Consider the following 26,301-nt stretch of genomic DNA (forward strand, 5'->3'; position numbering starts at 1 on the left):
CGCGTAAGCTGAGAGAAACACTTTTAGGAGTTAGTATGCAACTCAACCCATCTGAAATCAGCGAGCTGATCAAGAGCCGTATTCAAGGCCTTGATGGTGGCGCTGAAGTACGTAACCAAGGCACGGTGATTTCCGTTGCTGACGGTATCGTCCGCATTCACGGTCTGTCCGAAGTAATGCAGGGCGAAATGCTGGAATTCCCAGGTAACACCTTTGGTCTGGCAATGAACCTGGAGCGTGACTCCGTCGGCGCCGTGATTCTGGGTGCTTACGAGCACATCTCCGAAGGCGACACGGTGAAATGCACCGGCCGCATTCTGGAAGTGCCAGTTGGTCCTGAACTGCGTGGCCGTGTGGTCAACGCTCTGGGCCAGCCTATCGATGGCAAAGGCGCTATCGAAACCAAACTGACTTCGCCGATCGAAAAAATCGCTCCGGGCGTTATCGCTCGTGAATCCGTGTCGCAGCCTATGCAGACCGGCCTGAAATCGATCGACGCGATGGTACCTATCGGTCGTGGCCAGCGTGAGCTGATCATTGGCGACCGTCAGACCGGTAAATCCGCCGTAGCCGTTGATGCCATCATCAACCAAAAAGGTCAGGGCATGACCTGTATCTACGTCGCGATCGGTCAGAAAGCTTCGACCATCAAGAACATCGTGCGTTCGCTGGAACAGCACGGCGCGCTGGAGTACACCATTGTGGTGGCTGCTTCGGCTGCTGAATCGGCTGCTATGCAGTACATCTCGGCCTACTCGGGCTGCACCATGGGCGAATACTTCCGCGACCGTGGCGAAGATGCACTGATCGTCTACGATGACCTGTCGAAACAAGCTGTGGCTTACCGTCAGATCTCCCTGCTGCTGCGTCGTCCACCAGGCCGCGAAGCTTACCCAGGTGACGTGTTCTACCTGCACTCGCGTCTGCTGGAGCGTGCAGCTCGTGTGAACGCTGACTACGTTGAAGCCTTCACCGGCGGCGCTGTCAAAGGTAAAACCGGTTCGCTGACCGCACTGCCTATCATCGAAACCCAAGCGGGTGACGTGTCGGCCTTCGTGCCTACCAACGTGATTTCGATTACCGACGGTCAGATCTTCCTGGAAACCTCGCTGTTCAACGCTGGTATCCGTCCTGCAATTAACGCCGGTATTTCCGTATCGCGTGTGGGTGGTGCAGCGCAGACCAAGGTTATCAAAAACCTGTCGGGCGGTATCCGTACCGACTTGGCACAGTACCGTGAACTGGCTGCGTTCGCGCAGTTCGCTTCCGATCTGGACGAATCGACCCGCAAACAGCTGGACCGTGGTGCGCGCGTTACCGAACTGCTGAAGCAGGCTCAGTACTCGCCACTGTCGATCTCGCTGATGGCTGCTTCGCTGTTCGCTGTCAACAAGGGTTACCTCGATGACGTGGCAGTGAAACAAGTACTGTCCTTCGAAGCTGGCCTGCACAGCTACCTGAAGACCAAACAAGCTGCGCTGCTGGCGAAGATTGAAGAAACCAAGCAACTGGACAAAGACGGCGAAGCTGCGCTGTCGGCTGCCATTGCTGACTTCAAAAAATCCGGCGCATTTTAAGCGGCAAGGCGATCCTGCGGGATCGCCCTCAGCGCAGAAGGAGTAAGGACTCATGGCAGTAGGCAAAGAGATACGAGGCAAGATCAAGAGCGTAGAAAATACGAAGAAGATCACCAAGGCGATGGAAATGGTCGCTGCATCGAAAATGCGCAAAGCGCAAGATCGTATGCGCGCCGCCCGTCCCTACAGTGAGAAGATTCGCAATATCGCCGCTAATCTGGCCACCGCAAATCCGGAATTCACCCACCCGTTCCTGGCTGAAGAGCAGAAGGAATCGGCCAAGGCTGTTGGCTTCATCGTTGTGACGACCGATAAAGGTCTGTGCGGCGGTATGAACACCAACGTGCTGCGTATGGTGACGGCGAAGACCCGTGAGCTGGAAACGGCTGGCAACAAGATTGCTGCGGTAGCTATCGGTAACAAAGGTTTGGGTTTTTTGAATCGCGTAGGCGTTCCTGTCGTTGCGCAAGTAACGCAGATCGGCGATACCCCGCATCTGGACAAACTGATCGGACCTGTCAAGGTCATGTTGGAAAAGTTCGAGAACGGCGAAATCGACGCAGTCTATCTGTGCTACACCAAGTTCATTAACACGATGAAACAAGAGCCGGTTGTGGAGCAATTGCTGCCACTGCCAGCGGCCAAGAAACAGGCAGATGCAGGTAATCACAACTGGGATTACATCTACGAGCCTGATGCGGCCAGCGTGATCAATGAACTGCTGGAGCGCTATGTAGAAGCGCTGGTGTACCAGTCGGTTGCGGAAAATCTGGCGTCGGAACAATCGGCGCGGATGGTGGCGATGAAGGCGGCAAGTGATAACGCCGGTAATGTGATCGGCGAACTGAAGCTGATCTACAACAAGACTCGTCAAGCTGCGATTACCAAAGAACTCTCTGAAATCGTCGCCGGTGCGGCAGCGGTTTAAACAAAACATTCAATATAGAAGGAACGAACATGGCTGATGGCAAAATCGTTCAGTGTATCGGCGCTGTGGTGGACGTTGAGTTTCCACGCGACGCGATGCCCAAGGTATTCGATGCCTTGAAAATGGCAGGCTCCGACCTGACCCTGGAAGTACAACAACAGCTGGGTGACGGCGTGGTCCGTACCATTGCTCTGGGTTCGTCGGACGGTCTGCGTCGCGGCATGCAGATCCAGAACACCGGCAAACCAATTATGGTTCCAGTAGGTAAAGCTACCCTGGGCCGTATTATGGACGTGCTGGGTAACCCGATCGACGAGTGCGGTCCAGTTGCTCACGACCAGATCGCTTCGATCCACCGTACCCCGCCTGCATACGACGAACTGTCGCCATCGCAGGATCTGCTGGAAACCGGTATCAAAGTTATTGACCTGGTTTGCCCATTCGCCAAAGGCGGTAAAGTGGGTCTGTTCGGCGGTGCAGGTGTAGGTAAGACCGTGAACATGATGGAACTGATCAACAACATCGCTAAAGCGCACTCGGGTCTGTCCGTGTTCGCCGGTGTGGGTGAGCGTACCCGTGAAGGTAACGACTTCTACCACGAGATGGCCGACGCTAAAGTGGTTGACCTGGAAAACCCAGCCAACTCGAAAGTAGCGATGGTGTACGGTCAGATGAACGAACCACCAGGTAACCGTCTGCGCGTGGCGCTGACCGGTCTGACCATCGCGGAATCGTTCCGTGACGAAGGTAAAGACGTTCTGTTCTTCGTGGACAACATCTACCGCTTCACGCTGGCCGGTACCGAAGTATCCGCACTGCTGGGCCGTATGCCTTCCGCAGTGGGTTACCAGCCGACTCTGGCCGAAGAAATGGGCCGTCTGCAAGAGCGTATTACCTCGACCAAAACCGGTTCGATTACCTCGATCCAGGCCGTGTACGTTCCAGCGGATGACTTGACCGACCCATCGCCAGCGACCACCTTCGGTCACCTGGATTCGACCGTGGTTCTGTCGCGTGACATCGCCTCGCTGGGTATCTACCCTGCCGTGGACCCACTGGATTCGACCTCGCGTCAGCTGGATCCTCTGGTGGTTGGTCAGGAACACTACGACACCGCCCGTGCGGTTCAGGGTACCCTGCAGCGCTACAAAGAACTGCGCGACATTATCGCGATTCTGGGTATGGACGAACTGGCACCGGAAGACAAACTGCTGGTAGCCCGTGCACGTAAGATGCAGCGTTTCCTGTCGCAGCCATTCCACGTTGCTGAAGTATTTACCGGTTCGCCAGGTAAGTACGTTTCGCTGAAAGATACGATCAAAGGCTTCAAGATGATCGCATCGGGCGAACTCGATCACCTGCCAGAACAAGCGTTCTACATGGTTGGCACGATCGATGAAGCCATCGAAAAAGCCAAGAAACTCAACTAATCATTGAGCTATTGCTGAGCGGTTCCGTACGCGGAACCGCATCACAACCGACAGGATAGACATGGCAAACACTATACACGTGGACGTGGTTTCCGCCGAGGAGTTGATCTACTCGGGCGAAGCCGAATTCGTCGCGTTGCCGGGCGAACAGGGCGAGCTGGGGATTTATCCTAAGCACACGCCGCTGATCACCCGCATCCGTCCGGGCGCAGTGCGCATCCAGATCCCAGGCCAGGCTGAAGAAGAGTTCGTCTTCGTCGCCGGCGGTCTGCTGGAAGTGCAACCGACCGCCGTGACGGTGCTGGCGGATACGGCGATTCGCGGCAAGGATCTGGACGAAGCCAAAGCGGCAGCGGCCAAGAAACGTGCCGAAGAATCGCTGGCAAACAACACTGCCGGCATCGACTACGCGAAAGCGCAGGCGGAACTGGCAGCAGCGATCGGCCAACTGGCCGCTATCGCCAAACTGCGCGCCAAGCACTAAGCAACGCAAGCAGCACAGCAAAAAGGCAGCCTCGGCTGCCTTTTTTATTTTGGGGTCAGGTCGGGCAAAGTGCAGGTGTCAGGTCGGGCGTTGGTGCGGATTTTGAGAAAAATCAAAAAGTGCACCGTTGCCCGACCTGACCCGTGCACTTTGCCCGACCTGACCCCGTATTTTTCTAGATGAATGCCTCCACTTAGGTAGGCTCAGCTTTGCTTGTTTTAATGCTATCTTAGGCTCTGGTATAGAGTGGAGAATCAACATGGTATGGCTGCATGAATTTCATCATCGATCCCGCTTTGGCCAGTTGCTGGTCAAGCGCGGACTGATTACGCAGGAACAGCTGGATAGGGCGATCGCCCATCAGGAGGAGACGGGGCGCCGTATCGGCGAGATCCTGACTGAATGGGATGTGCTCACGCACCAGCATCTGGATGAACTGTTGCATAGTCAGTACAACATGCGCGCCGCTGCAGCCATCGCCGTGGCTTTGCTGTCGCCGCTGGCTGCCTTTGCTGCGCCTGCCATGCCGCAGCTTGCTAGCAATCCGCCCGCCGCTGCCATGCAGCAGTTGAGCGAAAGCGAAATGCGCGGCAGTGCGGCGCAGGGTCTGAGCGCCGATCTGGTGGCGCAGATCAGTCAGCCGGCCAGTGTGAATGGTGTGGCCGTGATCGGCGATATGACCAAACTGGTCAATCCCGTGCTGGGTTTTCTGGAAGCGGAGAGCAGCGCGAAGAATGTGGTCTACGATGCTCGTAACGCTAGCGCGGTGGTGCAGGCCGACGGTTCGCTGACGCTGCAGCTACCAACTTCGATTGGTGCGCTGAGTTTCAATAATGTGCATGTGCGCGGCAATAGCGGCGGCAATTTCGGTAGCGTGGAAGTGCGCGGTATCGATTTGAGCAGCACAGTCGTGTCGCTGGGTGTACGTCACTAGCTGAGCAACTAGCCCCGCCGCTAGAATTTCTATTCCTGATAGAAATATTTTATCAAAGTGATAATTCGTTAGTATTTACGCCATAGACATAAGCTATTGTTGCGGCGCTGTTGTTAAAGCAAATACTAAAAAATCACTGAGGGAATGTATGAAAAAGATTCTGGCGTTGGCAGGTGTACTGGTTATGACGGGTTGCGCATCCGTTTCGGGCGAAAAAATGCAACCGGTGGCAGTAACCACCGTGTTCGAAAACAAGGAAATCGCCGGCCTCGGCTGCACGCTGACCAATGACACCGGTAGCTGGTTCCTGACCAGCCCAGCCAGTGTGACGGTGCACAAGAGCACCGGCGATCTGGCCATCGACTGCAAGAAGGATAGCTTTGTCGGTAATGCCACGGCTGTATCCAAATCGAATGGCGCCGTGTGGGGCAATATCCTGATCGGCGGCGGAATCGGCTACATCGTTGACCGTAACACGGGCGCCGGTTTCGACTATCCGGCCACCATCGTCGTCAATCTGCGTCAGATCGAGGCACCGCTGAAGCCTGTGGCCACCAACGAAACCTCCGTCAAGGTCAACTAATCTCGGCGCTACGGGCGATCACCCGCACGGTCCGGTTAGTTGGATGCAGTGCCTGTTCGATCACCGCCAGTGCCAGTTCCGGCTGCGCCGCACCGCACATGAAAATGTCGGCTGCGGCGTAGCCGTTTTCAGGCCATGTGTGGATGGTGATGTGGGATTCCGCCAGCAGTACCACGCCCGTCACGCCTAACCCTGTGCCAAAGCCGTGGAAGTGGCTGAACAGTACATGCGCACCGGCGGCCTGCGCGGCCTGCCGTAGCAGATTTTCCAGCACGGCGCAGTCGCTCAGGCGCGCAGCTTCGATGCCGCTCAGGTCTGCCAGTAGATGCTGGCCGGCCGGCTGATGGATCGCTGCAGGAGCCAGTTCGGGCAGAGCGGCGCGCTTCATTTGTGCCCACCGCCGCCAGAACCGCCACCATAGCTGCCGCCACCGCCTCCCGTATGCGAACTCCACGTACTACCCCGATAGCCATGGCCGGAACTGCTGCCGCCGCTGGCAAAACTGACCCAGCTACTGGCCGATGTGACGAACGCCACTACGATGGCGTACAGCAGATATTTGCTCATGACTGCTCCCCGTTATCGAGGAACCATGCGGGCAGGTAGATCGCTGCCGCGCCGATCAGGCTGAGGAACCATGTGGCGGAAAAATTGATCAGCAAGGGTATCGCATTAAAGGCCAGCATCACCCAGATCACGCGCTGGGCCAGCTTGCGGTGATAGTGCGCGTCGCGCCCGCTGCCGGCCACCGTAGCCGTTCTGCGCGCGCCTTTGAACTGGCTGCCGAACCACGCTGCCAGCTGGTCGGTGGCGACAGGCGCCGAACGTGACCAGGTCATTTCCTGCGCTGTGGTTTCGCTGGCTAACCGCAGCTGGCCGGCGCTGAATTCGGCCACCTGCGTGCGATCACCCACCGCGACCCGCCAGTTAAACGCACCGGCCGCAAACGTCACCACCGAGCTATAGTCATACAGCTTGCTGTAGTGGGTGCGCTCCACCACTACGGCGGGTGCGCCCGGTTGATAGCCGAGCGGCCATTCGGACAGCACATTGGCACCGGACCAGCCTTCGTCCGTTTCGACCAGCCACGAGAATCCCGCACGGGTGCCATACAGCAGATATTCGTTCCACTGCGTGCCTTCATCGTCGGCGCGGCGCATCATACCGATGATGGTGAAATCCTGATTGTTGATGCGTGCCGTGGCGCCCAGTTCGATCGACATGGGCACGCTGGCCAGCCGTTCGCCCGCCGCCAGCACGGCCGCTTTAGGGCTGGCCGCATCGATCTGGCTATGGCAGGACTGGCACACCAGCGTAGTGGTCACGCCGGGCAGGTATTTGATCTGGCTGCCGCAGGCGGGGCAGTCGAGCGCACTGAGTTTGCCGCGATAGCGTCCGGCCGCGCGCTGGATCGCGTCGTCGTCGCGCAGTAGCTGGCATTGCAGGCTATCGAGCGTGACGGCCAGCCCCGTATAGACTACGGGCTGCGGGCCATCGGAATAATCGAGCGTGATGAATTCGCCACCGCGGCGGAAGTCCGCCACGCGCGCCTGATAGCCATCGCCTACTTTGAACGGCAGTTCGCCCTGACCGCCGACACATTCGGCCACGCGGATTTCCGCTGCCGTATAGGGCGCGCCATTCAGATCGTAGGTGTAGCCCGGATGTAGTGCCTCGAACGGCGGCAGAGCGGCCGCGCCACGGTACTCGGCGGTGATGGTGTATAGGCCGGAGGAATCGCCCAGCCACGAGGTGGCGCCATCATCGAATAGCAGAAACCACTCGTTCCACAGTCCCGCGTCGTAGCGTAGCTGGATGCGGCCCACCACCGTGAACGGGCGCTGACCCAGCACGCCGCTGGTGCCGATCTGGATCGGCGAGTAGTCCTCCAGTACGGACGACATCTTGCCGAGATCGCGCACGGCATCGGCATCTTTCAGTACGCTGGTGCTGCAGTACTCGCAGACAGCCATGACCGAAGCATGCGAGCGGAAGTGGACTTCCGCGCCGCAGCTAGGACAGGAAACGGTTTGCATGTAGTGGTGCTTAACCTATCAGCTTCTTCAGCAGTTCGGCTTTGCTGCTGTCATAGTCGGCCGCCGAAATCAGACCTTTGTCGAGCAGGCCCTTGAGCTTTTCCAGCCGCGTTTCGATGCTGTCTTCGGCCGGTGCTGCTGGTGCAGCCGGTGCAACCGTGGGAGCGATCGCACCACCCAGCGCCTGTCCCATCACCTGACCCAGCGAGACACCGGCACCAAGGCCCATGCCAAGGCCGGCCACGCCGCCTTCGTTCTGGGCTGCCAGCGGAATCGCGTTGGCAGTCTGGTAGCGCGTGTAGCCGGTCATCTTGTCGGCACTCAGGCCGCCTTTCATGCCAGCCGAAATCCGCTCATCCAGCGCCGATTGCAGTTCTTCCGGCAGGCTCACGCTGGCCACATTGAATTCATCGAGGCCGATGCCGTAGCGGCCGAAGGCCGTGGTCAGATCGCCTTTTACCTGCTGCGCCATCAGCATCTGGTTGGCGGCCATGTCGAGGAAGGGGACTTGCGAGCTGCCCAGCGAACCGGCCATGCTGGCCATCAGGATGCCGCGCAACTGTTCTTCCACTTCGTCGCGCGTGTACAGCTCGCGCGTGCCGCTGATCTCCTTGAAGAACAGGCGCGGGTCCGTCACGCGGTAGGAATACATGCCGAAGGCGCGCACGCGCACCATGTCGAAATCCTTGTCGCGGATGGTGATCGGCTGCGGCGTGCCCCATTTGCGCGCCGTCTGCACGCGCGTGCTGAAGAAGTACACATCCGATTTGAACGGCGAGTCGAACAGCTTGTCCCAGTTCATCAGGTTGGTCAGCAGCGGCAAAGTCTGGGTGCTCAGTTTATGCGTGCCGGGGCCGAATACGTCGGCGATCTGGCCTTCGTTGACGAAGACGGCCATCTGCGATTCGCGTACCACCAGCACGCCGCCGTTCTGGATTTCCTGATCCTGCATGGGGAAGCGCCACGCCAGTACGCCGTCGCTGTCTTCATTCCACTGGATTACGTCGATAAACTGCTTCTTGATAAAGCTGCCGATGCCCATAATGGTCCTCGTGATGTTAGGAAATGCAGGCGCCGTTGATGACGCCGATGGAGATGGAAATGGCGCCCAGCAGGCCGCCAAAGGCTGCGTTATTGCCCTCGATTTGATCTTTGGCCATGTTCAGCAACCGTGTGGTGACGGCATAGGCCAGCATCTGCACGATCATGGCACCGGCGGCCCACATGACAAATTCGCGGTAGTCGGCCGTGTGCACCATAGCCGAGCCGATGGTGATGGAAAAGCCGATCAGCGCGCCGCCCAGCGACAGGGCAGCCGCCAGATTACCCTGCCGGATCAGCAGCACTTCGTTAAACGGGGTCCAGGAAGTGTAGGCTTTGAAGAACACCGCCAGTAGCACGGCGGCCAGTAACAGGTGGATCAGATAATTTAGGATGGCGGGCACGGCACACCTTCAGTTAAAGTGGTTGACTTGATAATAGTGCAAAATCGACGAATGAACAAAAAGATTCTGATCCTGTCCGTTTTTGTGGTGGCTTCCTGCGGTCTGGCCTATGAACTGATCGCCGGTGCGCTGTCGAGCTATCTGCTGGGCGACTCGATCCTGCAGTTCTCCACCATCATTGGTTGCTATCTGTTTGCTATGGGTGTGGGTGCCCATCTGTCCAAATATGTGCGCGATGAAGACGTGCTGGCCCGCTTTGTCGATATCGAACTGGCCGTGGGGCTAGTCGGTGGCTTATCCGCTGCGCTGCTGTTTCTGACTTTCTCGTGGATGGCGGCGCCATTCCGCACGCTGCTGTATGTGATGGTGTTTCTGGTCGGCGCTTTCGTCGGCATGGAAGTGCCGCTGGTGATGCGCGCACTGAATGCACGTCAGACGGCGTTCAATGAACTGGTGAGTCGCGTACTGACTTTCGATTATCTGGGGGCGCTGGCCGTGTCGCTGCTGTTCCCGCTGGTGCTGGCGCCGTATCTGGGGCTGGTGCGTACGGGCTTTTTGTTCGGCATGCTGAATGTGGGCGTGGCCCTGTGGACAATTAGCGTGTTCCGCACAGAGCTACAGAATGTAGCAGGGCGCATGCTGCGTGCCGCCAGTGTGCTGTGCGTGCTGGTGTTCGGCTTTGCTTTTGCCGACAAGCTGACTTACTGGGGTGAACATGGTCTGTTTGGCGATGAAATCGTGTTTGCCACTACCACGCCCTATCAGCGGCTGGTGATTACCCACTGGAAGGATGACCTGCGCCTGTACATCAACGGCAATCTGCAGTTTTCCTCGCGCGACGAGTACCGCTACCACGAAGCGCTGGTGCATCCTGTGCTGCAACCGCTGCCATGGGCCAAGCGGGTGCTGGTGCTGGGTGGCGGGGATGGTCTCGCGCTGCGCGAAATTCTGCGTTATCCACAGATCGAACATGTGACGCTGGTTGATCTCGATCCGGCCATGACGGGCGCTTTCAGCAAGCGCGAAGAACTGGTGAAGCTCAATCACGGTTCGTTCAGCGATCCGCGCGTGCAGGTGATTAATGCCGATGCGGCCATCTGGCTGGAACAGCACGACGATATGTTCGATGCCGTGATCGTCGATTTCCCCGATCCGTCCAGCTTCGCACTGGGCAAGCTGTATTCCGTTCCGTTCTACGGCATGGTGAAAAAGCATCTGGCAGCCAATGGTCTGATGGTGGTGCAATCGACTTCGCCATTCTTCGCGCCGCATGCCTACTGGACTATCGATGCCACCTTGCGCGAAGTCGGGCTGAAAACTTACCCTTACCACGCCTATGTGCCATCGTTTGGTGAATGGGGCTTCATCCTCGCCACGCCGCAGGCGGAATACCAGCCGCCTACCAGCTACCGCCTGCCCATGCGCTATCTGAATGCCGACACCACGCGCGAGATGTTCAGCTTCCCGCCCGATATGCAGCGCCTGCCGATGGCGCCGAATCGGCTGAACACCCAGTCGCTGGTGCATGAATTCGAGCAGGACTGGCGCAGGGTGATCCGCTGATGCTGCGCCGTTCGTTTCTGCTGTGGGCTGGCGCTTCCGGTGCGCTGGCCGCAGGCAGCGTGGCCGGTTTTCTGCGCTGGCGCGAAGTCACGCCCACCGTGCATTATCCGGGGCGTGACGAAGGCCATTATCTGCGCGACCGCCGCACCTTGCCGCCGCCGTCCGAAGTGATAGAGACGGGCGTCGCCATCCTTGGCTCCGGCGTGGCCGGCCTGACGGCTGCGTGGAAGCTCAACAAGCTCGGTGTACGCGACATGCTGATGATCGACGGTCCGCAACCATATGGCAATGCGGCCGGCGGCGCATTCGGCGAATACGCCTATCCTACCGGCGCACACTACCTGCCGTTGCCGTCGCCCGAATCCGTGCATGTGCGCGAGATACTGGCCGATCTGGGCATCATCGAGAAGGATGCCTATGCCGAACAGCCCACCTATGACGAGCGCTTTATTCTGCACGCGCCGGAAGAACGCTTGCTCAAAGATGGCCACTGGCAGGAAGGCTTTATTCCCACCGAGGGCGTGCCGCAATGGGAGCGCGATCAGCAGGCGCGCTTTTTCGCCGAGGTGGCGCGCCTGCGCCAGACCCGTGGCAGCGATGGCCGGCGCGTGTTCGTGTTTCCCACCGTGCTGTCGTCAGAAGACCCGCAATGGCAGGCGCTCGATCAGATCACGCTGAAGGACTGGCTGACGCAGAACGGCTACACGGCGCCCACGCTGCACTGGTATCTCAACTACTGCTGCCGCGACGATTACGGCACCCGCTACGATCAGGTGTCGGCGTGGGCAGGGCTGCACTACTACTGCAGCCGCTGGGGACAGGCGGCCAATGCGGGCAATGGTGCGTGGCTGACGTGGCCGGGCGGCTTGCAGCCGCTGGCCAGCGGGCTGGAACGCGCGTCCGGCATACAGCGCCGCGGCGGCACCGTGGTGTCGCTGAAGGAAACGGCGACGGGCATCGAAGCGCTGTGCTTTACGCTCAAGGATGGCCAGCCGCACAGCTATCTGGTGCGGGCGCGCAAAGCCATCTGCGCCATGCCGCTGTATGTGGCGGCGCGCGTGGTGGAGAATATCGGCTCCTACGGTTTCGATCCGGCCAAACATAGCCCTGCGTATGCGCCGTGGCTGGTGGCGAATTTCCTGCTCAAGCGCTTCCCGCATGAACTGCCGGATCAGCCGCTGTGCTGGGATAACGTGGTGTACAGCGAACCGGGACTCGGCTATGTGGTGTCCACCCATCAAGATATCCGCGTGCGGCCACCGGAAAAAACCGTGTTCAGTGCCTATGTGGCGCTGTCCGACCGTGATCCCGTCAGCGCGCGCAAATGGCTGCTGGCGGCCAGGCCGGAAGAACTGCTGGCGCTGGCCAGCGCCGATCTGCAGACGGCATACGGCAGCGAGTTTGTATCGTGTGTCGAGCGCGTCGATATCACTTTGCGCGGCCACGCCATGGCGGCGCCTTTGCCGCGCTTCCGCAGCAATGCCGGTGTGCGTGCGCTGCGCGAGCATGAGGGACGCATCCTGTTTGCCCATGCCGATCTGTCGGGCTTTTCCGTGTTCGAGGAAGCTGCATGGTGGGGCTGCCGCGCGGCGCAGCTTGCTGCCAGTGGTATGCTAGCTGCATGACCCATAACGCCCGCCAGCGCTTTCGCGCCTCGCCCCGCCTGAAACTGCGTGAAGCTGACGCAGGCAAGGCAGTATTTTCCAGCCGTACGGCCAATCCCGAACTGTCCAAGGCCAAAGCCAAGGCGCTCGATATCAAGCGCACGGGCGAGCTAATTGACCGCATTTCGGCCTTGCAGGACAAGCTGTATGCGCAGCACAACAAGAAGGTGCTGCTGGTGTTGCAGGGCATGGATACGGCCGGCAAGGATGGGACGGTGCGTGCCATGTTTAGCCGCGTCAACCCGATGGGCGTGCGCGCCGTGGCGTTCAAGGCGCCGACCGATAACGAACTGGCGCATGATTATCTGTGGCGCGTGCACCAGCAGGTGCCTGTCAAAGGCGAGATCGCGATTTTCAACCGCAGCCATTACGAAGATGTGCTGATTACGCGCGTGCAGGGCATGATCGATGGGGACGAATGCCAGCGCCGCTATGCCCAGATTCGCGATTTCGAGCGCATGCTGGCCGAAACGGGCACGGTGATCGTCAAAGTTTTCCTGCATATCTCCAAGGAAGAACAGCGCCAGCGCTTGCAGGAGCGGCTTGATGATCCGGACAAGCAGTGGAAATTCAATCCGGCCGATATCGAGCAGCGTAAAAAATGGGCTGCCTACCAGCGCGCCTACGAGGATGCGATCCGCGCCACCAATCTGCCCCATGCACCGTGGTATGTGGTTCCAGCCAATTCCAAGACCCACCGTAATCTGGTGATCGCCAGCCTGCTGCTGGAAACGCTCGAGCACATGGATCTGCACTATCCGCCACCCCATCCGGACCTGTCCTCTTTCACGGTGGAGTAAAACAGCGTAGCGCAGTCTGTGGCATAGTAATTCTTTGACAGGAGAAGCTATGCTGCAACTCAAAGACACCAGCCTGCTGCGTCAGCAGGCCTATGTGAACGGTGCATGGTGCGATGCCGACAATGGCGCCACGCTGGCCGTGCACAACCCCGCCACGGGAGAGCAATTGGGCAGCGTGCCGCTGATGGGCGCCACCGAAACCCGCGCCGCGATTGCCGCAGCCAACGCGGCTTGGCCCGCATGGCGCAAGAAAACTGCCAAGGAACGCGCGGCCATCCTGCGCCGCTGGAATGACCTGATACTGGCCAATGCGGAAGATCTGGCACAGCTGATGACGGCCGAGCAGGGCAAGCCGCTGGCCGAAGCACGGGGCGAAGTGGCTTACGGCGCTTCGTTTATTGAATGGTTTGCCGAAGAAGCCAAGCGCATTGCCGGTGAAACGCTGGCATCGCCATGGCCGGATCGGCGTCTGCTAGTGACCAAGGAGCCGATTGGCGTATGCGCTGCCATCACGCCGTGGAACTTCCCGATTGCCATGATTACCCGCAAAGTGGGGCCGGCGCTGGCCGCAGGCTGCACCATGGTCTTGAAACCAGCCGAAGCCACGCCATTCTGTGCACTGGCGCTGGCCGAACTGGCCGAGCGGGCCGGTGTGCCGGCCGGCGTATTCAGCGTGGTGACGGGCGATCCTGTCGCCATCGGTGGCGAACTGAGTGCCAGCCCCATCGTGCGCAAGCTGACCTTTACCGGCTCTACTGCCGTGGGACGCTTGCTGATGGCGCAAAGCGCACCCACCATCAAGAAACTGTCGCTGGAACTGGGCGGCAATGCGTCCTTTATCGTGTTCGACGATGCCGATCTCGATGCGGCAGTGGAGGGCGCGCTGGCGTCCAAGTATCGCAATGCGGGCCAGACCTGCGTGTGTGCCAACCGCATCTACGTGCAGGACGGCGTGTACGAGCAGTTTGCTGAAAAGCTGGTGGCGGCTGCACGCAAGCTCAAGGTGGGCAATGGCTTTGAGGACGGTGTTACCCAAGGCCCGCTGATCAACGAGAAAGCCGTACAGAAAGTGGAGCAGCATGTGGCCGATGCCGTGGCCAAGGGCGGCCGTGTGCTGCTGGGCGGCCAGCGTCATGCGCTCGGTCACGGCTTCTTCGAGCCGACCGTGATAGCGGATGTGGATAATTCCATGCTGGTGGCGACCGATGAAACCTTCGGCCCATTGGCACCGCTATTCCGCTTCCACACCGACGAGGAAGTGCTGGCGCTGGCCAACGCCACCGAGTTCGGGCTGGCCAGCTATTTCTATTCGCGCGATATCGGCCGCGTCTGGCGCGTGGCGGAAGGGCTGGAAACTGGCATGGTGGGCGTCAACACGGGGCTGATCTCTAACGAGATTGCACCGTTCGGCGGCGTCAAACAGTCCGGTCTGGGGCGCGAAGGTTCGCACTATGGCCTCGACGATTACCTCGTCATCAAATACATCTGTCTGGGCGGCATCTAGACGGACTTGTGCTGGTGGCAGGCTGCACGCCTGTCAGCCTGTCCACCATGCGTTTGATGGCCGCCATCTGGTGGCCGGATTTGAGGGCGTAGCGCGCATCGTCGTAGGCAAACCAGTCCCAGCATGCCTCCGGATTGGGGGCGATGGCAGACGCCTGCGGATAGAGAATTATCAGGCGGTTGCTGTCGGCCCAGGCGTTGTAGCCGGCATGGTCGATGAAGGTGGTGCCTATGCTGTCGATGTCCTGCAGGCAGCCATGGAACGCCACATGCAGTCGGCAGCCTGCGCCGGCACTGTCCTCACAGCTTTTTGGCAAATACAGATAGCCGACCGTCGCCATGCCATGCAGGGTGGGGAAGGGCAGGAACTCGCTCTGTAGGAACGCCAGCACGTGGCCTGCGGGCGGACCGCTGTTGCGGGGTAGTAGCGGGCCGTAGATCCATTGCAGTAGCTGGCCGGCAGCGTCGTAGGTGCAGTTGTTGAGGTAGGGGCTGCCCAGATGGGCGCAGGGGTTGCCGTACTGGTCGGTGGGCAGCGCGTGTTCGGCTGGCAGCATGCGGCGGTAGACGATCTGGCTGGCCGCCATGTAGTGGCGGTAGTAGTTGTACAGGTCCGTCATCACCGGTTGCGGCACCACGCTGTCCACGCTGCCCGACAGCAGCCATACCTTGTGGCTAGCCAGCCCTTCGGGCGGATCGATGGCGCCATCGGCGGCAAACCAGTCGGTGAGCACGATTAGGTCGGCAATGCGGGTGCCGCCCGGATGGACGCGGCAGGCAAAGATATCGCTGGTACAACTGCAGCGGGTGGTCGCCGTGTAGACGCTGCCCTGCGCGCAAAAATACGGCCCGCCAGCAATGATGCCTGCGCCGCGCACCGTGGCCGAGAAAGCCACTTCGAACTGTACGGCCATGTAGCCGCCTGAGGACAGCCCCGATACGCTGACCTGTCCCGCTGCCATGGGCGGCAGTAATTCCACCTGTGCCAGCGCGCCTGTTGTGCTGGTTAGCATCAGTAGCAACATCAGCATCAACATCAGCATCAACATCAGCAGTGGCATTCGCAACACAGCTAGCCGGCTTCGCCCTGTGGCATCCCATTTCATGGTTCTTCCTTCGCGCTTCTGCGATCCAGTGTGGATTGCCGACGAGGGGAAGGTTTAATCTGCCTCAATCGTGTGCCGGCTGCGCAGCTGCAAAAAAAAGCGCTGCGCAGCGAAGTGTTGGCTTTTGGAATAGAATTATTTTTTTACTTATTTCGGCGAACCATCATGTCCAAGACCTTTGCTCAGTTGTGCCTGGTTTCCTCTCTGACCATGCTGCTCAGTACTTCGGTATCGGCGCAGACGCCGTCTGCCGCGTCTGCAGCCAGTACGCCCGCGGCAAGCTGCCCTGCCATTCTGAAGCAGACCTTCAAGCGTTTGCAGGACGATGCGCCACAGGATCTGTGCCAGTACGCCGGTAAAGTGGTGCTGGTGGTGAATACGGCCAGCTATTGCGGCTTCACCAGCCAGTACGAAGGGCTGGAAGCCATGTATGCCAAATACAGTGGCAAGGGGCTGGTGGTGCTGGGCTTCCCGTCCAACGACTTTGGCCAGCAGGAACCGGGCAGCAGCAAGGAAATTGCTGATTTCTGCTTCAACACCTACGGCGTGAAGTTCCCCATGTTCGCCAAATCCATGGTGTCCGGCAAGGAACCGAATCCCCTGTACGTCAACCTGATCAAGGCTACCGGCAAGACGCCGGCATGGAACTTCCACAAATACCTGATCGACCGTAAGGGCAATGTGGTGGAAAGCTTCGGCAGCAAAGTCACCCCGAACGACAAGCAGCTGGTCAGCGCTGTCGAAAAAGCGCTGGCCATGTAAGCCCGCCGGCTGGTTGGCGGTGCCGGTATCGTTTAGGTGCCGCTAACCAGCGCAAATCCTTCATCCAGCCAGCCGGTGATCCCGCCCGGCATCACTTTCACGGGGCGTCCCAGTTGCGCCAGCCGTACTGCCGCACGCGCTGCTCCATTGCAGTGGGGACCGGCGCAATACACCACGAATAGCGTGTCCTGCGGGTAGTGTGCCAGTTTGGACGCAATGATCTTGCCGTGCGCCAGATCGAGTGCTCCGGCCACATGCCCAGCCTGATATTTTTCCGTACCCCGTACATCGAGCAGCACGAAGTCGTGCGGGCCGTTGTTGAGCGCATCGTGCACATCCCAGCAGTCCGTTTCGTAGCGAAACTGGTCTTCGAAATAGGCGAGGGCAGCGTTGCTGCTGGCGGCGGGAATGGCGCTGACGCGCGAGGCAGAGGACATGTTGACTCCTTGAGTGGTGGTGGATGTTGCCATTGTGGCGCGGGCGGCACGGCCACAGTAGTGGCGCATAAGCCAAGATGCGTTAAGATCACGCCATGAAAAAACATCTGGTAGTGGCTCTCGCCTATGACCGTCTGTGCACCTTCGAGTTTGGCTGCACGGTGGAACTATTCGCGCTGGAACGCCCCGAACTGGAGGTGGACTGGTATGACTTTGCTGTCTGCGCTATCGAACAAGGGCCGATCCGCGCGGCGGGTGGCATCATGGTGCAGGCGCCGTATCAGCCGGAATTGCTGGCGCAGGCCGATACCATCGTCATACCGGGCTGGCGCGATGCCGATGAAATGCCGCCAGCGGCACTGCTGGAACAACTGCGGGCTGCATATCAGCGCGGTGCGCGCCTGTGCTCGATCTGTTCCGGCGTGTTCGTGCTGGCAGCGGCGGGTCTGCTCGATGGCAAGCCTGCCACTACCCACTGGCGCTATGCCGACAAGCTGGCGCAGCGCTATCCGCAGATACAGGTGCAGTCCGATGATCTGTATGTGGATAATGGCCAGCTGATCACGGCGGCCGGGTCGGCCGCGGGGCTGGATATGCTGCTGCATCTGGTGCGGCGCGACTATGGCGCGAAGGTCGGCAATCAGGTGGCGCAGCGGCTGGTGGTGGCGCCGCACCGTGAAGGCGGGCAGGCGCAGTTTCTGCCCCGTCCCATGGCACACAGTGAAGCAGGGCGCTTGTCGCGCCTGATGGACTGGCTGCGTAGCCATCCCGCGCTGCGGCACACGGTGGCCAGCATGGCCGAGCAGGCAGCCATGAGCCCGCGTACCTTGCAGCGCCAGTTTCAGCAGGCCACCGGCATGGGGCCGCTGGAATGGCTGATCCGCGAGCGCGTGGCACTGGTGAAGGAAATGCTGGAAGTGCCCGATGTGCCGCTGGCGCAGATTGCCGAGCGTACGGGGTTTGCTTCGGAAGAATCGCTACGTCATCACTTCCGTCGTCTTGCTGCGACCTCGCCCGGTGCCTACCGCAAGCGCTTTGCCGTCGCCTAGCTTGTCTAGCGCTGCCGGTTGCCTGGTGCGGTACGGGCTTGCTGCCGTATCGTGCGGTGCTTGTGATTGCGCGCCAAACTGGCTACTCTGGAATTCTGGACGGAGAAGGAGAACAGCATGGCTTATGTCGACGGGTTTGTGATTCCGCTGCCCAAGGAAAACCTTGAGGCCTATCTCGATATGTCGCGCCAGTGCGGCGCGATCTGGAAAGAATACGGTGCGCGCGAGTTCCGCGAATGTATTGGTGACGACATACCACCGGGCAAAGTCACTTCGTTTCCTCTCAGCGTGGATTTGCGCGAGGGCGAGGTGGTCGTGTTTTCATGGATAGTCTATGGCTCGCGCGCCGAGCGCGATGCCATCAACGATAAAGCCATGAACGATCCCCGCATGGCGCATTTCATGGATCAGAAAAATCTGCCCTTCGATGGCAAGCGCATGATTTACGGCGGTTTTGAAATGCTGATCGATCTGTAAGGCTGCAAGGTACGCTGCGCCGCGCGAAGGCTAGCTGGCCAGCACGGCTGGCATCACGCCGCGCAAGGCATTGCAGACCATGATGGCTTCGGCCTGCTGCAGCATGGCGCGCGTGATCACGGCTTCCTGAATCTGCCACTGCGGATCGTCCAGCAGCACGGCGCGCATCACGCCCGGCAGTAGGCCGCACGACAGCGGCGGTGTCAGCCAGCGGCCACCGATTTTCACCAGCACATTGCTGCGACCACCTTCCGTCAGTTCGCCCCGTTCGTTGAAGAACAGCGTATCAAAACCGCCGGCCGCTTCGGCCGCGCGCCATGCGGCGTCGTAGCGCGTGCGGATGCTGGTTTTATGACGCAGGAACAGATCGCTGGCGCTGGTAGCATCGGCAGCCAGCAGCAGCTTGACGGGCGTGGCCAGCGGCGTGATGACGGCTTGCTGGACGGAGAATGCGCCACTGGTCGAGAGTGCCAGTCGCAAACGGTAGGTCTGTTGCGGCGTCATGCTGGCGCAGGCCTGCGTTATCGCAGCATCTGCCGCAGCAGCATCCCATGGATAGCCGAAGTAGTGCGCCGAAGTGGCCAGCCGCGCCAGATGGCGCGCCTGATGTGCGGCACCCGCGTGGCTGGCCTGCAGCGTTTCGAAAATCTCGAACTGGCTTTGCAGCCCTGTCAGGAAGCGCGCTTTGAGCTGGCACTCGGCAAACTCTTCGGCCGCGTCGCTATCGAACACGATCCCCGCGCCCACGCCCATTTCACCGTGGCGCACACCGCGCGTAGCATCCGGTGCCTGCAAAGCCAGCGTGCGGATGGGAACGGACATGCAGAAATCCCCTACCTTTCCATCGCTGCGCGGATCGAACCAGCCAATAGCGCCCGTGTAGATGCCGCGCGGGTCTGGCTCCAGTTCGCGGATGATTTCCATGGTGCGGCGCTTGGGCGCGCCTGTGATGGAGCCGCAAGGGTAGAGTGCGGCGAAAATTTCGGCCAGCGTGGCATCGTCGCGCAGTTGCGCGGTGATGGTCGAGGTCATCTGCAGCACGCTGCTGTAGCGCTGCACGTCGAACAGAGCCGGCACCTGCACGCTGCCGGTGGTGGCGATGCGCGCGACGTCGTTACGCAGCAGGTCGACGATCATCAGATTCTCTGCGCGGTTCTTGCTGTCGGCGGCGAGTGCCTGTGCGCGGCGCTGGTTTTCGGTGTCGTCGGTGCTGGCAGGTGCCGTGCCTTTCATGGGGCGCGCCGTCAGCACGCCATCCTGATGGCGTACGAACAGTTCCGGCGACAGCGACAGGATGGCACTGCCATCGTCCAGTTGCAGCAGCGCGCCATACGGCACGGGCTGGCGCTCGCGCAGGCGCGCGTACAGCGCATAGATGCTGCCATAGGCGTCGAAACGCAGCCGGTAGGTGTAGTTGACCTGATAGGTGTCGCCCGCCGCGATGTAATCGTGGATGCGCGCCAGCGCGGCGCTGAAGGCCGGCTGGTCGATATTCGGGCGGATGTTGGCGATGCCGGCTGGCACGGTCGCAGCGCTGGCACTCTCCGACGTAGCGCTGCGGGCCGCCAGCCATGCGCCAACTTGTGCACTATCGAGCAGGTCGCAGCGCGCGAACAGTAGTATCTGCGCCAGTTCTATGGGTGGCGCGGCATCGACGCCATCCAGTTGCAGTAGCTGTTCACCGAGTTCGTAATGACACACGCTGACGGCATAGGCGCCTTGCGTGAGCGCTGTCTGCATCTGCTCCAGCAGTTGCGGCCACAGGCCTATGTGCTGGCAGCGCAGGGTGGCCAGATGGCCGGTGTACAGGCGTGAGCGGTGCGGCGCACCAGCGGTGGCTGGTGCGTTGTGCGGGCTGGCGTCGTCCAGCAGCGCGAATACTTCTACATCCATGGTTAAACTGAAGTCAGCAGCAAGGCAATTTGCAGCGGTGCGTCCTGTGTGGGGTTATTCTTGAAGCCACTCTTGGCATAACGGTGCCAGCGTCCGATCACGAAGCTGACCAGCATGCTGGCGCGCGCCGGCACATCGGCCTCGCGCGTCTGGCCTTCGCTGGCGGCGATGCGCAGCGCCTGTTTCAGCGCCAGTTCTACCCTATCGTAGAACTGGTTCATGCGCAGTTGCAGCCGTTCGTCCTCGTTGACCAGTGCTTCGCCTGTCAGCACGCGCGTCATGCCGGGGTTCTGTGCTGAAAAATTCAGCAGCATGCCCACCATATCACGCGCCTGCAGCAAGCCGTCGCTCTGTTGTTCGGTAATCCGGTTGATCAGACCGAACACGGTCGATTCGATAAATTCGATCAGCCCCTCGAACATCTGCGCCTTGCTGGCGAAATGGCGGTACAGCGCCGCCTCGGAGAACTCCAGCTTGCGCGCTAGCGCAGCAGTGGTAATCCGGTCGCCCTTGGGCTGTTCCAGCATTTCGGCCAGTGCTTGCAGTATCTGCATGCGGCGTTGGCCCGGCGGTGTGCTTGCCATGTGATCTCGCAGTGGTGGTGGTCGAATCGGTTAGGCTGCTAGCAGGGTGTTAGCGCAAATGGTGCAGGCGGGCCGGCAGCTGTCGGACAGATTTTACTTTGACATCGACATAAGCGGGGCGAATTAAGCGTTTTTGCTGGTGTGCCATGCCCGCCGTGTCTTCCAGCGTCAGGTACTGGGTGACCCATGCCGTGCGTATGCCTAACTGGTGGGCAGTGCGCAGATTGGCCAGCGTATCCTCCACCAGCACACAGCGGCCTGGGCGCAGCTGCTGGCGCCGCAGCAGGCTACGCAGCAGCAGGCGCGATGGTTTGGGACGCATCTTGCCGTGCACCGTCATGGCTTCCACTGCCACGTGGTGGCTGAACTGGCGCTGCAGGCCCAGATGGCGTACTACCTTGGTGGAATAGCGGTGCGGCGCATTGGTCAGCAGGATTTTGCGGCCGGGCAGGCGGCGCAATAGCTGGCGCAAGCCTGTTTCGGCGCGGATCATGCTCTGCAGCTGTTCCAGATTGTGCGTCTCGTGCAGAAAATGGGCGGCATCTACGTTATGGTGCTTGACCAGTCCCAGCATCGTTACGCCGTAACGGCGCCAATAGCCCGTGCGCGCGGCTTCCACCTGCTCCGGTGTGGCCGGCGTGGTGCCGTCTCCCAGTACGCGGGCAATGTAGTCGTTCATGCGCCCCATGATGGCGGGGAAAATCGCATGCGAGGCGTTGTGCAGGGTGTTATCGAGATCGAATAGCCACACCGTGTCTTTGCGGGTAATAATGCTCACTTCAATTGTTCACGTCGGATTTGCTGAAAAAGGGTGTCATGCTGCGTCAGATTATAGTGATGTTCTGCAGTTTGCTCGCGCTGCTGCTCTCGCCCGTCTCGGTCCATGCTGAAAATAGTGGCACGCGCCATGGTGCGCTGTTCAAGATCGAGCAGTCCGGCCGCACACTCTACCTGTTCGGCACTATTCATGTGGGCGCTGCCGATTTCTATCCGCTCGAACCGCAGTTAGCACAGCTACTGGAGCAGGCACCCGTGCTGGCGCTGGAGATCGATCCGCTGGGTGACCAGCAGGCGCTGGCGAAAGTGGTGCAGCGCTTTGGTATGCAGGCTAGAGGGAGCAATGTGCCCGCACTGTCGACAGCGTGGCGGCTGCGGCTGGAACGGCTGCTGCGCGAGTATCACATCGAAGCCGCCAGCGTGGCCGCCATGAAGCCGTGGTTACTGGCCAGCGTGCTGACTATTTCCGAGTTTTCCAATCAGGGCTACAGCACGGCGCTGGCGGTAGATTCCTATCTGTCGCAGCAGGCGCATAAGCGTGGCCAGCAGGTGGTGGAGCTGGAATCGGCCGAAAGCCAGATGGCGCTGTTCGACAGCATGGACGCGGCGCAGCAGTTAATCTTTTTGCAGGAAGCTATTGCCGGTATCGAATCGCGTGAACAGGCCAGCCAGGCGCGCGCTATCGGTGATGCATGGCGCCATGCCGATGCTGCGGCGCTCGATGCGCTGGCCAGCAAGGCCGAGCAGGATGACAGCTATTCGGGACGCTTCGTGCAGAAAGTGCTGCTGGAAGGGCGCAATCCGGCGCTGGCCGACGGTATGCAGCGTCTGATGCAGCAGGCGGATAACGCGGTGGCAGCGATCGGCATCCTGCATCTGGTAGGGCAGTACAGCGTGCCGGAACTGCTGCGCCAGCGCGGCCTGAAGGTGGAGCGGCTGTACTGAAACAGGACGCAACAAAGCCTGACAGGGCTGTCGGATAAAAATTCTAGAGCGGGGGAGGGTGTTGCAGGATGGTGCCCTTGACGTGGATTGAACACGTGGCCTCTCCCTTACCAAGGGAGTGCTCTACCACTGAGCTACAAGGGCATTTGAATGTGGCGGTACGCTAAAACAGAGGCTTAACTGCACCGCCAAATTTTTAGTGAGACCGGATCATAGTGCCAAAAGCCTGTTCGGTCAAGACTTCCAGCAATAAAGAGTGCTCAATTCGGCCATCAATGATGTGCACCGTGTTCACGCCGGACTTGGCAGCATCCAGTGCTGATGAAATTTTAGGCAGCATGCCGCCCGAAATCGTACCGTCGGCGAACATCTCGTCGATCTCGCGGGCCGACAGATCGGTCACCAGATTGCCCTGTTTATCCTGCACACCGGCGATGTTGGTCATCATGATCAGCTTTTCCGCTTTCAGGATTTCCGCGATCTTGCCTGCTACCACGTCGGCGTTGATGTTGTAGGCCTGACCGTCCTGACCGAAGCCGATCGGCGAGATGATAGGAATGAAGGCGTCGTCCTGCAGGGCTTTTACCACGGCCGGATTGATCGCATCGATTTCGCCCACGAAGCCGATGTCGAGGAACTCGCCCGGATTGTCGCGGTCTGGCATAGCCATCTTGCGGGCGCGGATCAGACCACCGTCTTTACCCGTCAGGCCCACGGCCTGACCGCCGTAGTGATTGATCAGCATCACGATGTCCTGCTGCACTTCGCCGCCCAGCACCCACTCCACCACTTCCATGGTTTCTTCGTCGGTGATACGCATGCCCTGCACGAAGGTGCCCTGCTTGCCGATTTTTTTCAGCGCGTTGTCGATCTGCGGACCGCCACCGTGCACCACCACCGGATTCATCCCCACCAGCTTGAGCAGAATGACATCGCGCGCGAAGCCGTGTTTCAGGCGCTCGTCCGTCATCGCATTGCCACCGTATTTGATCACGATGGTCTTGCCATGGAAATTGCGGATGTAGGGCAGGGCCTCAGCCAGAATCTGCGCCTTGATCTGCGGCGAAACCGCAGTCAGGTCATCATTCATGCCTAAGTTCAGGTTGGTCAGTTGGGTCATGGCGAGTCCGGAAAAAAATTTTGTGCAATTTTACAGCCTGTAGCGGCCGTAGACCACGCATTATAGGGCTATCTGGTTGTATTTTCTTAGATCCTCCGCTACGCTGGCCGCCATATGAGCCCTCCCGACACTTTGCACCGCCAACTGGAACAGATGCGTCCCCAGCTTGTCCGATTTGCACAATTGCAAATTAGGAATCAGGCACTGGCCGAAGACGCCGTGCAGGATGCTCTGATCGCCGTGCTGGAAAAGCCCGAGCGTTTTACCGGCGCCTCCTCGCTGCGCACCTATGTGACGGGCATCCTCAAGTTCAAGATCATCGACTGTTTGCGTTCCTCCACCCGTGAGCGCCAGTTCGATACGGACGAGGGGCAGGGCGATGATGAGCTGATCGACGCGCTGTTCACCGCCAACGGCCACACGGTGGCGCCACCGCAAGCGTGGGGCGATCCCGATACGGCGCTCGAGCAGAAGGACTTCTTCCGCACGCTGGAACTGTGTCTGGAAAAGCTGCCAGCCCAGACGGCGCGCGTGTTCATGATGCGCGAATGGCTGGAACTGGAGACGGAAGAAATCTGTAAGGAACTGGCGATTACTTCGTCTAATGCGTGGGTGCTGCTGTATCGGGCGCGCTTGCGTCTGCGCGAATGTCTGGATCTGAACTGGTTCGGCCAGCGCAGTCCTCAATGAATCGAGCCGAATATGACGAATCCTGATAAAACCGGATTGAAACCGACCTGCCGCGAAGCCCACCGGCTGGTATCGGAGGGGATGGATCGCGAACTGTCGTTTGTCGAGCGTACCCGCTTGCGCCTGCATCTGATGGTGTGTGATGGCTGCACCCGCTTCAATGGCCAGATGTCGCTGCTGCGTTCGGCCATGCGCGGCTTCCCCGACGAACACGGGAAATAGGCCATGAGCCAGTGCACGCGCTGCGGTGCTGCCTTCCATTGCGCCATGGCTGACGGCGGCGTACGTGCGCGCGAGGCCGCGCCCGCGCTCGCGCAGACCGGCAGCTCGGCTGCGGAGGAAGCGCCATGCTGGTGTACCGAACTACCTATGCTGCTGCCTGTACCGGTGGCCGGTGCGGCTGGCTGCTGGTGTCCTGACTGTTTGCGTGCCGAGATCGCAGCCCAGCAGCGTGCTGGCGCGGCAGACCAGGCTGCCACCGGACTCAAACCCTAGCGCACGGTACGGAAGAAGCGCAGCATTTCGCGGCTGGCGTTTGGCCCGCGCGCATCCGTATAACTGCCGTTGGCACTGCCGCCAGACCACGCATGGCCGGCGCCATGCACCAGCCAGTGTTCACCCAGCGGTTTGCCGTTCGTACCCATGTGGGTGGTGCGCGTGTAGCGGTGGCCGTTGGGCACATCGCCGCTGCGGATTTCGGCCTGAGCGTGCGGTGGCAGCAGGCGCTGCGCCATCACCTGTTCGCCATTGCGCGGATTGACGGTAGTATCGCTGTCGCCGTGGAACACGATAATGGGCTGGCTGGCCGGTGCAGACGCCACGGCCATGCTGCTGGCGCCCCGCTTCATGGCCGACAGGGCCGATGGCAGATCCTGCGCCGAGCCAAATGGTAGGCCCGAATGCACGCCCACCGCGGCAAACAGCTCGGGATACAGCGTGCCGACGATCACCGCCATGGCTCCGCCAGCCGACAGCCCTGCCACATACACCTGCTCTTTGATGACGGGATACTCGGCCATCACCTGCGCCGTCATGCCGGCAATGATGGACGGCTCGCCCTGACCGCGCTGCTGGTCGATGGCGTTGAACCAGTTCCAGCACTTGGCCTGATTGGCGGACTGACTTTGTGCCGGATACAGCACGAAATACTGGTTTTCCTCGGCTAGCTGATTCATCTGGGTGCCGGCGGCAAAGTCGTCGGGGTCCTGCGTGCAGCCATGCAGCATCACTAGCAGCGGCATGGGCTGGCCGTGGTAGCTGGCCGGTACATACAGCTTGTAGTGGCGGCTGCCCGCATGGTTGCTGTAGCTGCCTTCGGTGAAATGGGCATCGCGCGGAACGCGTGCCACCGGTGCTGGCTGTAGCAGCGAATTCAGATCGATCACGGGTAGGTTGCTCTGATGCTGGCGCAGCGTGTCCATGGCCTGTTCTACGGCCTCGTGGGTGCTGCGGTCGAACAGTTTCTGCGCAGTGGAGCGCAGCTGCGAAAACAAAGGTAGTTTCATGATGTCCCT

29 protein-coding genes and 1 tRNA gene are annotated in these 26,301 nt (G+C 60.1%); 17 read left to right on the top strand and 13 right to left on the bottom strand.

What is annotated here, in order from left to right; genetic code table 11:
- Nucleotides 1-35: 35 nt before the first annotated feature.
- The 6 genes from atpA (at nt 36) to ABNT42_RS02260 (ending at nt 5,936) form a co-directional block, all read left to right on the top strand.
- Complete coding sequence (atpA, locus tag ABNT42_RS02235) at nt 36-1,577, top strand: F0F1 ATP synthase subunit alpha (protein WP_348693438.1); 1,542 nt, start codon at nt 36-38, stop codon at nt 1,575-1,577.
- A gap of 52 nt (nt 1,578-1,629) precedes the next feature.
- Nucleotides 1,630-2,505, top strand: a complete 876-nt coding sequence (atpG, locus tag ABNT42_RS02240; protein ID WP_155435584.1) for a F0F1 ATP synthase subunit gamma — start codon at nt 1,630-1,632, stop codon at nt 2,503-2,505.
- Nucleotides 2,506-2,534: 29 nt separating this feature from the next.
- Nucleotides 2,535-3,935, top strand: a complete 1,401-nt coding sequence (gene atpD / locus ABNT42_RS02245) for a F0F1 ATP synthase subunit beta (RefSeq protein ID WP_155435583.1) — start codon at nt 2,535-2,537, stop codon at nt 3,933-3,935.
- A gap of 61 nt (nt 3,936-3,996) precedes the next feature.
- A complete protein-coding gene (locus ABNT42_RS02250) occupies nt 3,997-4,419 on the top strand; it encodes a F0F1 ATP synthase subunit epsilon (RefSeq protein WP_348693442.1) in 423 nt (140 codons plus the stop codon).
- A gap of 259 nt (nt 4,420-4,678) precedes the next feature.
- Nucleotides 4,679-5,353 (top strand): hypothetical protein, encoded by a 675-nt coding sequence (locus ABNT42_RS02255; RefSeq protein WP_348693444.1) that lies wholly within the window; start codon nt 4,679-4,681, stop codon nt 5,351-5,353.
- A gap of 148 nt (nt 5,354-5,501) precedes the next feature.
- Entirely contained in the window at nt 5,502-5,936 is a 435-nt protein-coding gene (locus tag ABNT42_RS02260) for a hypothetical protein (RefSeq protein ID WP_348693447.1), read from the top strand.
- Here the strand turns inward: ABNT42_RS02260 and speD are convergent.
- Genes speD through ABNT42_RS02285 form a run of 5 tightly spaced genes read right to left on the bottom strand, consistent with a single transcriptional unit; the run spans nt 5,929 to nt 9,417 of the window.
- Complete coding sequence (gene speD, locus ABNT42_RS02265) at nt 5,929-6,324, bottom strand: adenosylmethionine decarboxylase (RefSeq protein ID WP_348693450.1); 396 nt, start codon at nt 6,322-6,324, stop codon at nt 5,929-5,931. The two genes, ABNT42_RS02260 and speD, sit on opposite strands and share 8 nt — an antisense overlap.
- Nucleotides 6,321-6,503, bottom strand: a complete 183-nt coding sequence (locus tag ABNT42_RS02270) for a hypothetical protein (RefSeq protein ID WP_348693452.1) — start codon at nt 6,501-6,503, stop codon at nt 6,321-6,323. The genes speD and ABNT42_RS02270 overlap by 4 nt, the downstream gene beginning before the upstream one ends.
- Nucleotides 6,500-7,972, bottom strand: a complete 1,473-nt coding sequence (locus ABNT42_RS02275) for a DUF4178 domain-containing protein (protein WP_348693454.1) — start codon at nt 7,970-7,972, stop codon at nt 6,500-6,502. The genes ABNT42_RS02270 and ABNT42_RS02275 overlap by 4 nt, the downstream gene beginning before the upstream one ends.
- A 10-nt stretch (nt 7,973-7,982) precedes the next feature.
- Complete coding sequence (locus ABNT42_RS02280) at nt 7,983-9,014, bottom strand: SPFH domain-containing protein (RefSeq protein ID WP_348693457.1); 1,032 nt, start codon at nt 9,012-9,014, stop codon at nt 7,983-7,985.
- A 16-nt stretch (nt 9,015-9,030) separates the two neighbouring features.
- Nucleotides 9,031-9,417, bottom strand: coding sequence for a DUF350 domain-containing protein (locus ABNT42_RS02285; RefSeq protein ID WP_348693461.1), 387 nt, complete (start codon nt 9,415-9,417; stop codon nt 9,031-9,033).
- Nucleotides 9,418-9,468: 51 nt separating this feature from the next.
- On the opposite strand from ABNT42_RS02285, the gene ABNT42_RS02290 reads away from it, so the two are divergent.
- From ABNT42_RS02290 to ABNT42_RS02305, 4 genes are read left to right on the top strand one after another with little or no spacing between them, the layout of a single operon-like run.
- Complete coding sequence (locus ABNT42_RS02290; RefSeq protein ID WP_348693464.1) at nt 9,469-10,980, top strand: polyamine aminopropyltransferase; 1,512 nt, start codon at nt 9,469-9,471, stop codon at nt 10,978-10,980.
- The gene (locus ABNT42_RS02295) at nt 10,980-12,605 is read left to right on the top strand and encodes an NAD(P)-binding protein (RefSeq protein ID WP_348693466.1); all 1,626 of its coding nucleotides are present in this window, start codon (nt 10,980-10,982) and stop codon (nt 12,603-12,605) included. Before ABNT42_RS02290 ends, ABNT42_RS02295 begins: the two co-directional genes overlap by 1 nt.
- Nucleotides 12,602-13,444, top strand: a complete 843-nt coding sequence (locus ABNT42_RS02300; protein ID WP_348693469.1) for a polyphosphate kinase 2 family protein — start codon at nt 12,602-12,604, stop codon at nt 13,442-13,444. Before ABNT42_RS02295 ends, ABNT42_RS02300 begins: the two co-directional genes overlap by 4 nt.
- Before the next feature lie 49 nt (nt 13,445-13,493).
- On the top strand, nt 13,494-14,948 hold the full coding sequence (locus tag ABNT42_RS02305) for an NAD-dependent succinate-semialdehyde dehydrogenase (protein ID WP_348693472.1): 1,455 nt from the start codon (nt 13,494-13,496) through the stop codon (nt 14,946-14,948).
- On the opposite strand, the gene ABNT42_RS02310 is transcribed toward ABNT42_RS02305, so the two are convergent.
- Nucleotides 14,920-16,008, bottom strand: a complete 1,089-nt coding sequence (locus tag ABNT42_RS02310) for a PHB depolymerase family esterase (RefSeq protein ID WP_348693478.1) — start codon at nt 16,006-16,008, stop codon at nt 14,920-14,922. The genes ABNT42_RS02305 and ABNT42_RS02310 overlap by 29 nt on opposite strands.
- 210 nt (nt 16,009-16,218) lie before the next feature.
- On the opposite strand from ABNT42_RS02310, the gene ABNT42_RS02315 reads away from it, so the two are divergent.
- Entirely contained in the window at nt 16,219-16,815 is a 597-nt protein-coding gene (locus tag ABNT42_RS02315; protein ID WP_348693481.1) for a glutathione peroxidase, read from the top strand.
- Nucleotides 16,816-16,847: 32 nt separating this feature from the next.
- Here the strand turns inward: ABNT42_RS02315 and ABNT42_RS02320 are convergent, their stop codons facing one another.
- Nucleotides 16,848-17,252, bottom strand: a complete 405-nt coding sequence (locus ABNT42_RS02320) for a rhodanese-like domain-containing protein (RefSeq protein ID WP_348693483.1) — start codon at nt 17,250-17,252, stop codon at nt 16,848-16,850.
- A gap of 95 nt (nt 17,253-17,347) precedes the next feature.
- On the opposite strand from ABNT42_RS02320, the gene ftrA reads away from it, so the two are divergent.
- The gene (ftrA, locus tag ABNT42_RS02325) at nt 17,348-18,301 is read left to right on the top strand and encodes a transcriptional regulator FtrA (RefSeq protein ID WP_348693486.1); all 954 of its coding nucleotides are present in this window, start codon (nt 17,348-17,350) and stop codon (nt 18,299-18,301) included.
- A gap of 117 nt (nt 18,302-18,418) precedes the next feature.
- Nucleotides 18,419-18,778 carry a DUF1428 domain-containing protein gene (locus tag ABNT42_RS02330; protein WP_348693489.1) on the top strand — a complete coding sequence of 120 codons (360 nt, stop codon included), beginning with the start codon at nt 18,419-18,421 and terminating at the stop codon, nt 18,776-18,778.
- 30 nt (nt 18,779-18,808) lie between these two features.
- On the opposite strand, the gene pabB is transcribed toward ABNT42_RS02330, so the two are convergent.
- Genes pabB through ABNT42_RS02345 form a run of 3 tightly spaced genes read right to left on the bottom strand, consistent with a single transcriptional unit; the run spans nt 18,809 to nt 22,033 of the window.
- Nucleotides 18,809-20,671: an aminodeoxychorismate synthase component I gene (pabB, locus tag ABNT42_RS02335; protein WP_348693492.1), complete on the bottom strand. Its 1,863-nt coding sequence runs from the start codon at nt 20,669-20,671 to the stop codon at nt 18,809-18,811.
- A 2-nt stretch (nt 20,672-20,673) separates the two neighbouring features.
- The gene (slmA, locus tag ABNT42_RS02340; RefSeq protein ID WP_348693495.1) at nt 20,674-21,255 is read right to left on the bottom strand and encodes a nucleoid occlusion factor SlmA; all 582 of its coding nucleotides are present in this window, start codon (nt 21,253-21,255) and stop codon (nt 20,674-20,676) included.
- A 49-nt stretch (nt 21,256-21,304) separates the two neighbouring features.
- Entirely contained in the window at nt 21,305-22,033 is a 729-nt protein-coding gene (locus ABNT42_RS02345; protein ID WP_348693498.1) for an HAD-IA family hydrolase, read from the bottom strand.
- Nucleotides 22,034-22,071: 38 nt separating this feature from the next.
- On the opposite strand from ABNT42_RS02345, the gene ABNT42_RS02350 reads away from it, so the two are divergent.
- Nucleotides 22,072-22,977, top strand: coding sequence for a TraB/GumN family protein (locus tag ABNT42_RS02350; protein ID WP_348693501.1), 906 nt, complete (start codon nt 22,072-22,074; stop codon nt 22,975-22,977).
- 69 nt (nt 22,978-23,046) lie between these two features.
- Here ABNT42_RS02350 and ABNT42_RS02355 read toward each other — a convergent pair.
- Nucleotides 23,047-23,121 (bottom strand) — tRNA-Thr (locus tag ABNT42_RS02355).
- A 52-nt stretch (nt 23,122-23,173) separates the two neighbouring features.
- Nucleotides 23,174-24,067 (bottom strand): acetylglutamate kinase, encoded by an 894-nt coding sequence (gene argB, locus ABNT42_RS02360; protein ID WP_161040666.1) that lies wholly within the window; start codon nt 24,065-24,067, stop codon nt 23,174-23,176.
- Between the two features lie 144 nt (nt 24,068-24,211).
- Here argB and ABNT42_RS02365 point away from each other — a divergent pair, with 144 nt between their 5' ends.
- From ABNT42_RS02365 to ABNT42_RS02375, 3 genes are read left to right on the top strand one after another with little or no spacing between them, the layout of a single operon-like run.
- Nucleotides 24,212-24,787, top strand: a complete 576-nt coding sequence (locus ABNT42_RS02365; protein WP_348693504.1) for a sigma-70 family RNA polymerase sigma factor — start codon at nt 24,212-24,214, stop codon at nt 24,785-24,787.
- 12 nt (nt 24,788-24,799) lie between these two features.
- Nucleotides 24,800-25,009, top strand: coding sequence for a zf-HC2 domain-containing protein (locus tag ABNT42_RS02370; RefSeq protein ID WP_348693507.1), 210 nt, complete (start codon nt 24,800-24,802; stop codon nt 25,007-25,009).
- 3 nt (nt 25,010-25,012) lie between these two features.
- A complete protein-coding gene (locus ABNT42_RS02375; protein ID WP_348693510.1) occupies nt 25,013-25,282 on the top strand; it encodes a hypothetical protein in 270 nt (89 codons plus the stop codon).
- On the opposite strand, the gene ABNT42_RS02380 is transcribed toward ABNT42_RS02375, so the two are convergent.
- Nucleotides 25,279-26,292, bottom strand: a complete 1,014-nt coding sequence (locus tag ABNT42_RS02380) for a PHB depolymerase family esterase (RefSeq protein ID WP_348693512.1) — start codon at nt 26,290-26,292, stop codon at nt 25,279-25,281. The two genes, ABNT42_RS02375 and ABNT42_RS02380, sit on opposite strands and share 4 nt — an antisense overlap.
- Nucleotides 26,293-26,301: the final 9 nt, after the last annotated feature.

The sequence above is a fragment of the Duganella fentianensis genome, assembly GCF_964031615.1.
GTDB classification, from domain to species: Bacteria; Pseudomonadota; Gammaproteobacteria; order Burkholderiales; family Burkholderiaceae_D; genus Rugamonas; species Rugamonas fentianensis_A.

Coding starts and splice junctions, on each gene's coding strand:
- atpA (WP_348693438.1), top strand. CDS start 36: ATGCAACTCAACCCATCTGAAATCAGCGAGCTGATCAAGAGCCGTATT.
- atpG (WP_155435584.1), top strand. CDS start 1,630: ATGGCAGTAGGCAAAGAGATACGAGGCAAGATCAAGAGCGTAGAAAAT.
- atpD (WP_155435583.1), top strand. CDS start 2,535: ATGGCTGATGGCAAAATCGTTCAGTGTATCGGCGCTGTGGTGGACGTT.
- ABNT42_RS02250 (WP_348693442.1), top strand. CDS start 3,997: ATGGCAAACACTATACACGTGGACGTGGTTTCCGCCGAGGAGTTGATC.
- ABNT42_RS02255 (WP_348693444.1), top strand. CDS start 4,679: ATGGTATGGCTGCATGAATTTCATCATCGATCCCGCTTTGGCCAGTTG.
- ABNT42_RS02260 (WP_348693447.1), top strand. CDS start 5,502: ATGAAAAAGATTCTGGCGTTGGCAGGTGTACTGGTTATGACGGGTTGC.
- speD (WP_348693450.1), bottom strand. CDS start 6,324: ATGAAGCGCGCCGCTCTGCCCGAACTGGCTCCTGCAGCGATCCATCAG.
- ABNT42_RS02270 (WP_348693452.1), bottom strand. CDS start 6,503: ATGAGCAAATATCTGCTGTACGCCATCGTAGTGGCGTTCGTCACATCG.
- ABNT42_RS02275 (WP_348693454.1), bottom strand. CDS start 7,972: ATGCAAACCGTTTCCTGTCCTAGCTGCGGCGCGGAAGTCCACTTCCGC.
- ABNT42_RS02280 (WP_348693457.1), bottom strand. CDS start 9,014: ATGGGCATCGGCAGCTTTATCAAGAAGCAGTTTATCGACGTAATCCAG.
- ABNT42_RS02290 (WP_348693464.1), top strand. CDS start 9,469: ATGAACAAAAAGATTCTGATCCTGTCCGTTTTTGTGGTGGCTTCCTGC.
- ABNT42_RS02295 (WP_348693466.1), top strand. CDS start 10,980: ATGCTGCGCCGTTCGTTTCTGCTGTGGGCTGGCGCTTCCGGTGCGCTG.
- ABNT42_RS02300 (WP_348693469.1), top strand. CDS start 12,602: ATGACCCATAACGCCCGCCAGCGCTTTCGCGCCTCGCCCCGCCTGAAA.
- ABNT42_RS02305 (WP_348693472.1), top strand. CDS start 13,494: ATGCTGCAACTCAAAGACACCAGCCTGCTGCGTCAGCAGGCCTATGTG.
- ABNT42_RS02310 (WP_348693478.1), bottom strand. CDS start 16,008: ATGCCACTGCTGATGTTGATGCTGATGTTGATGCTGATGTTGCTACTG.
- ABNT42_RS02315 (WP_348693481.1), top strand. CDS start 16,219: ATGTCCAAGACCTTTGCTCAGTTGTGCCTGGTTTCCTCTCTGACCATG.
- ABNT42_RS02320 (WP_348693483.1), bottom strand. CDS start 17,252: ATGTCCTCTGCCTCGCGCGTCAGCGCCATTCCCGCCGCCAGCAGCAAC.
- ftrA (WP_348693486.1), top strand. CDS start 17,348: ATGAAAAAACATCTGGTAGTGGCTCTCGCCTATGACCGTCTGTGCACC.
- ABNT42_RS02330 (WP_348693489.1), top strand. CDS start 18,419: ATGGCTTATGTCGACGGGTTTGTGATTCCGCTGCCCAAGGAAAACCTT.
- pabB (WP_348693492.1), bottom strand. CDS start 20,671: ATGGATGTAGAAGTATTCGCGCTGCTGGACGACGCCAGCCCGCACAAC.
- slmA (WP_348693495.1), bottom strand. CDS start 21,255: ATGGCAAGCACACCGCCGGGCCAACGCCGCATGCAGATACTGCAAGCA.
- ABNT42_RS02350 (WP_348693501.1), top strand. CDS start 22,072: ATGCTGCGTCAGATTATAGTGATGTTCTGCAGTTTGCTCGCGCTGCTG.
- argB (WP_161040666.1), bottom strand. CDS start 24,067: ATGAATGATGACCTGACTGCGGTTTCGCCGCAGATCAAGGCGCAGATT.
- ABNT42_RS02365 (WP_348693504.1), top strand. CDS start 24,212: ATGAGCCCTCCCGACACTTTGCACCGCCAACTGGAACAGATGCGTCCC.
- ABNT42_RS02370 (WP_348693507.1), top strand. CDS start 24,800: ATGACGAATCCTGATAAAACCGGATTGAAACCGACCTGCCGCGAAGCC.
- ABNT42_RS02375 (WP_348693510.1), top strand. CDS start 25,013: ATGAGCCAGTGCACGCGCTGCGGTGCTGCCTTCCATTGCGCCATGGCT.
- ABNT42_RS02380 (WP_348693512.1), bottom strand. CDS start 26,292: ATGAAACTACCTTTGTTTTCGCAGCTGCGCTCCACTGCGCAGAAACTG.